Here is a 5,289-nt window from a genome sequence, read left to right as displayed (position 1 = left end):
TCGAGCCAGGCAGTCCCTCTGGGGAGGACCTGAACCTGCAGTCGTCCCTGCTCCAGGTATGCCCGGTTTACGTCTGTGATCTCGTACTCTCCGCGGGCAGATGGCCGAAGACGGCGGGCGATCTCGACGACGTCGTTGTCGTAAAAGTAGAGGCCGGGGATTGCGTAATTTGATCTGGGCGTACTTGGCTTTTCTTCCAATGACAACGCACGTCCAGTGGAGTCAAACTCCACTACCCCGTAGGAACTCGGGTCAGACACTCGGTAGGCGAAGATGGCTCCTCCGTCGATCTGCTCGAACCTTTTCAACTGAGATCCGAGGCCGGGGCCATAGAAGATGTTGTCTCCGAGCACGAGGGCAGCGGTGTTGGCGCCGAGGAAGTCCGCTCCAAGTACGAAGGCTTGGGCGAGTCCGTTGGGCTCATCTTGGACCGCGTAAGAGATGTTCACGCCGAACTGTGCCCCGTCGCCGAGTAGCCGGTGGAACTGCGGTGCGTCATGTGGCGTCGTGATCACCAGGATGTCTTGGACCCCTGCGAGCAGAAGCGTGGAGAGGGGATAGTAGATCATCGGCTTGTCATAAACAGGGACCAGTTGCTTGCTCACGCCCAAGGTGATCGGGTTCAGTCTGGTGCCGGACCCTCCGGCCAGGATGATTCCATGCATACGCGCAGTCTTGCGCAACTTGCCGAGGATCGCAGCCAGGCGGTTGCGCCAGGAGGTGCGGGTGCCGATAACGGATGGCTTCACTCCTTGGCGCATCTCGCTCGGCTAGAGCCCGCAGAGTCGCTACAGTGCAGTGATGCGCAGGATTCTCGTCACCGGCGGTGCCGGCTTCATCGGTTCCAACTTCGTGCACTACCTGGTGGAGCACACCGACGCGTACGTGGTGGTGCTGGACAAGCTTACCTACGCGGCTTCGCCGGAGGCGCTGGAGCCGTTGCCGGCCGATCGTGTGGAGTTGGTGGAAGGGGATGTCACCGACACGGGCCTGGTGGATTCGTTGGTGGGCAGCCTCACCGGCGCCGAGGACGCCGTGGTCCACTTTGCGGCGGAGTCACACAACGACAACAGCCTGCGTGATCCCAGTCCATTCATCCGCACCAACATCGTGGGCACCTTCGAGATTCTGGAGGCGGTCCGCAGGCACGGGGTGCGCCTGCATCACGTGTCCACCGATGAGGTCTACGGCGACCTCGAACTGGATGATCCGGCACGGTTCACCGAAACCACTCCGTACTTGCCCTCGAGTCCGTACTCGGCGTCCAAGGCCGGTGCCGACCACTTGGTGCGGGCATGGGTGCGTTCCTTCGAGGTGGCAGCCACCATCAGCAACTGCTCGAACAACTACGGTCCCTGGCAGCACATCGAGAAGTTCATTCCCCGCCAGATCACGAACGTGCTCGCCGGGGGCCGGCCCAAACTCTACGGGGCCGGTGAGAACGTGCGGGACTGGATCCACGCGGCCGATCACTCCTCGGCGGTGTGGACCATCCTGAACCGGGGGCAGATCGGGCACACCTACCTGATCGGTGCCGACGGGGAACAGAAAAACCTCGAGGTGGTCCGGATGATCCTGAGCATCCTGGGCCGCCCGGAGGACGACTTCGACCACGTCACCGACCGCGCCGGGCACGACCTGCGGTACGCGATCGACCCGACCAAGTTGCGCACAGAACTGGGCTGGGAGCCACAGTTCGCGGACTTCCGCGCGGGGTTGGCGGATACGATCGAGTGGTACCGGGCGAACAGCGACTGGTGGCGCCCGCACAAGGACGCGGTGGAGTCGGAATACGCGGCCCGGGGACAGTGACGTGACGGGCCCGAACGAACTGGCCGTGCGCACCACCGCCATCCCCGGCCTGTTGGTCCTGGACCTGACGGTTCACGGGGATGCCCGCGGCTGGTTCAAGGAGAACTGGCAGCGGGCCAAGATGGTCGCCCTCGGGCTACCGGACTTCGCACCCGTGCAACATTCGGTGGCGTACAACGCCGCCGCCGGGGTGACCCGGGGCATCCACGCCGAACCCTGGGACAAGCTGGTGTCGATCGCCCACGGCAGGGCTTTCTGCGCATGGGTGGACCTGCGCGAAGGGCCCAGGTACGGCGCCGTCCACACCGAGGAACTCGATGAGGGCAAAGCGGTGTTCGTGCCCCGCGGGGTCGGCAACTCTTACCAGACCCTGATCGATGGCACCGTCTACTCCTACCTGGTGAACGCGCACTGGTCCCCGGAAGCGTCCTACTCCCACCTCAACCTCGCCGATGAGTCGGCGGCGATCCCATGGCCCATCCCGCTGGGTAGTGCGGAGATCTCGGAGAAGGACCGCAACCACCCCCGCCTTGCCCAGGCCAGCCCGGTGACACCTGCGCGCACGGTGATCCTCGGCGCCACCGGGCAACTGGGCACTGCACTGCAGGCGGCGCTGCCGCACGCGCACGCACTGTCCAGGCAGGAGGTGGACCTGTCCGACCCCTCGGCTATCGCTGACCTCGACTTCAGCGACGTCGGGGTGGTGATCAACGCGGCCGCATTCACGGCGGTGGACCAGGCCGAGACCCGACAGGGTCGAGCGGCGGCGTGGGCCGTGAACGCCACGGCTGTCGCTGCGCTGGCCCGGGCGGCCCAGGAGCACCGCTTCACGCTGGTGCACTACTCCACCGATTACGTCTTCGATGGGCACGGCGGGTCAGGGCCGGGGGGTGCCTACCTCGAGACCGACCCGATCAGCCCGGTCAGTGCCTACGGCCAGAGCAAGGCAGCCGGGGAGGCTGCGGTGCAGCAGGTGCCGCAGCACTACCTGATCCGCACCTCCTGGGTGGTAGGGGAGGGCAGGAACTTCGTCCGCACCATGAGGTCCCTCGCCGAGCGGGGCGTACAACCGAACGTGGTGGAGGACCAGGTGGGTCGGCTGACCTTCACCTCAGATCTCGCCGCCGCCACCGTCCACCTGCTCGACTCGCGTGCACCCTACGGCACCTATCACGCCACGAACAGCGGAGAACCGGCCAGTTGGGCCGAGATCGCCCGCCGCGTGTACACCCTCGCCGGCCGTGACACCAGTGACGTCCATGCGGTGACCACGTCCGAGTATCTGGCGGGCTATGACCAGCCGGTCGCGCCACGACCGTCGATCAGCACCCTGGACCTCACGAAACTGGAAGTCACGGGACTGATGATGCCCGGCCAGTGGGGTGCTCTGGAGTCATACCTCGATGGTGGACAGTAGCGCCGGGCGTCCAATTGAGTCGACGCCCCACTCAAGCATGACCGAATGCAGGTATCGGGTCTCCCTCCTCCTTATTACGCTGACTGTCTTCTCCGTGATGTCGGCGTGGGCGCTTGTCTCGCATTCCTACCGCACACCAGACGAGCCTCAACACGTCAACTCGGTGATGCGGCTCGCACACGGTGGGGGATGGCCACCAGTGGGTGATGCTCGGATGAGTGCTGGCATGTCCGAGGCGATGGATCAGGCGGAGTATCTCGCCCGCCTGCCAGGAAGCACGCGAGAGAACTGGGGCTCTGGGTACGGCTGGTTCGTCGACGTCACCCCTACACCAGATCAGGACCGGATCATCTTGGATGCGGGACGTGCCCTGGATGTGGAGGGACAGACGCGAATCGACCAGATGAGCCAGCACCCACCACTCTATTACGGGCTGCTGGCCGGGGGACTCACGGCTATCGGCATGGCAGAAGACCGTTGGGATCTGCAGTTGCTGGCACTCCGGATGATGAGCATCCTGTTGACGATCCCGGTGGTTCCGTTGATAGCCGGAAGTGTGCGTGTCGTGACCAACTCGCAGCACCTCGCATTGGGATCCGCAACCGTGCCACTCCTTGTTCCACAGTTCGGATTCATCAGCGGCTCCGTGACCAACGATGCCCTGATGGTCCTCACAGGTTCCATCGCCACCTACGCCAGCCTGCGCGTGGTGGGCGGTGATCTGCGGATGCGCTGGACACTTCTTGCAGGCGTCGCGGTTGGAGCAGGATTGCTGACCAAGGCGTTCATGGCCTTTAGTGTTCCAATGGTGCTGCTCGCCTACGCGTTCTCTCGTGCCGAAAGAGGTCAGTGGCTACGCAGAGTGGGTCACGCATCGCTTGCAATGGCTGTCGCGTTCGCTATCGGCGGCTGGTGGTGGATGCGCAATTATCTCCTCTACGGACAGTTCCAGCCCTCGGGAATGAACCGCCAACCGATCGAAGGAGGCGGGCAGCAACCCGTCGACTGGTACTTCGGCCGCGCCTGGGACATGCTGACCCAGTCCTTCTGGGGACGATTCGGTTGGTTGGAGGTTCCATTGCCGGGAGCCTTCGTCGTAGGGGCGACCATCCTTGCACTTGCACTGATCACCGTCGGCCTGTTCAGCGCGCGACGTCTGTGGGCCGAAGTTCTGACTATCGGGTCGTTTGCGGGAGGCCTCATCGTGGCGGTCGCAATACGCGGCCTATTCAACTACCAGCGGTTAGGTCAACTCGTCGGGTTGCAGGGAAGGTACTTCTTCGCCGCGTTCGTGGCACTGACAGTTCTTGTGGCGCTCGGCGTGTGGGGTGTGCTGAGGCGAAGCGAAACTAGTACTGCGTTCTTGAACCCTATTTTGGTGGTAGTCGGCTTGCTGGTGAGCGCCTACGGACTCTACGTGTGGTTCGCCGCCTCCTACGTGGGGCCGGGTGAGAGCCAAATCGAGGCGTTGACGCGGTGGGTGCAGTGGAGTCCCGCGACGACGGGACAGTTGACCGCCACGGGGTTTCTACTGGCGCTCGCGCCGCTCACGCTCGTCGTGAACTCCACTTTGGGTGCTTGGAAGGTTCGGCGTTCTCACGATGCCCAGGTGATGCCTGCTCAGGAGCCTGGACCCTGAGGTGGGGTTGCGCGGATCTGCGGCGTACCGTGACCGAAAGTCGGAGGAGCCTCTGGTGGGGTTTACGATGGCTCCGTCCGGCCTGACCTGAAACGAACCTGATCGCCTGGTGGCTGGAGCCCATCCCCGCCGAGACGTGAGTGTCATGAAACTATTTGTCCAGATTCCATGCCTAAACGAAGAGCAGACGCTCCCTCAGGTTCTTGAGAACATACCGACGGAGATCCCCGGGGTTGACTCGATCGAGATTCTCGTCGTCGACGACGGCTCCACGGATCGTACGGTCGAGGTCGCTCGCGCCCGTGGTGTCCACCACGTGGTGACCCACGTCCAAAACATGGGCCTCGCTCGGTCGTTTCGTGATGGGGTCGACTATGCGCTCGCCCATGGTGCCGACATCGTGGTCAACACCGATGGCGAC

5 protein-coding genes are annotated in these 5,289 nt (G+C 63.7%); 4 read left to right on the top strand and 1 reads right to left on the bottom strand.

The window, feature by feature from the left end; translation table 11 throughout:
* On the bottom strand, positions 1 to 665 hold a 665-nt coding region (rfbA, locus tag ACPL7H_RS19260), incomplete at its 3' end, for a glucose-1-phosphate thymidylyltransferase RfbA (RefSeq protein WP_424798343.1).
* 136 nt (positions 666 to 801) lie between these two features.
* Between rfbA and rfbB the strand changes: the two genes are divergently transcribed.
* The 4 genes from rfbB to ACPL7H_RS19240 form a co-directional block, all read left to right on the top strand.
* Positions 802 to 1,812 carry a dTDP-glucose 4,6-dehydratase gene (rfbB, locus tag ACPL7H_RS19255; RefSeq protein WP_424798342.1) on the top strand — a complete coding sequence of 337 codons (1,011 nt, stop codon included), beginning with the start codon at positions 802 to 804 and terminating at the stop codon, positions 1,810 to 1,812.
* 1 nt (position 1,813) lies between these two features.
* Complete coding sequence (gene rfbD, locus ACPL7H_RS19250) at positions 1,814 to 3,229, top strand: dTDP-4-dehydrorhamnose reductase (RefSeq protein WP_424798341.1); 1,416 nt, start codon at positions 1,814 to 1,816, stop codon at positions 3,227 to 3,229.
* Complete coding sequence (locus ACPL7H_RS19245) at positions 3,216 to 4,868, top strand: DUF2142 domain-containing protein (protein WP_424798340.1); 1,653 nt, start codon at positions 3,216 to 3,218, stop codon at positions 4,866 to 4,868. Before rfbD ends, ACPL7H_RS19245 begins: the two co-directional genes overlap by 14 nt.
* A gap of 145 nt (positions 4,869 to 5,013) precedes the next feature.
* Positions 5,014 to 5,289, top strand: a 276-nt coding sequence (locus ACPL7H_RS19240) for a glycosyltransferase family 2 protein (RefSeq protein WP_424798339.1), incomplete at its 3' end; no start/stop codon positions are given.

Source organism: Pseudactinotalea sp. Z1732 (assembly GCF_049724975.1).
Taxonomy (GTDB): domain Bacteria; phylum Actinomycetota; class Actinomycetes; order Actinomycetales; family Beutenbergiaceae; genus CALKWS01.
The sequence above is the reverse complement of the archived record's forward strand: the minus strand, read 5'-3'. Positions and strand labels throughout refer to the sequence as shown.

Excerpts from the sequence above, each read along its gene's own strand:
- rfbB (WP_424798342.1), top strand. The coding sequence starts at position 802 with ATGCGCAGGATTCTCGTCACCGGCGGTGCCGGCTTCATCGGTTCCAAC.
- ACPL7H_RS19245 (WP_424798340.1), top strand. The coding sequence starts at position 3,216 with ATGGTGGACAGTAGCGCCGGGCGTCCAATTGAGTCGACGCCCCACTCA.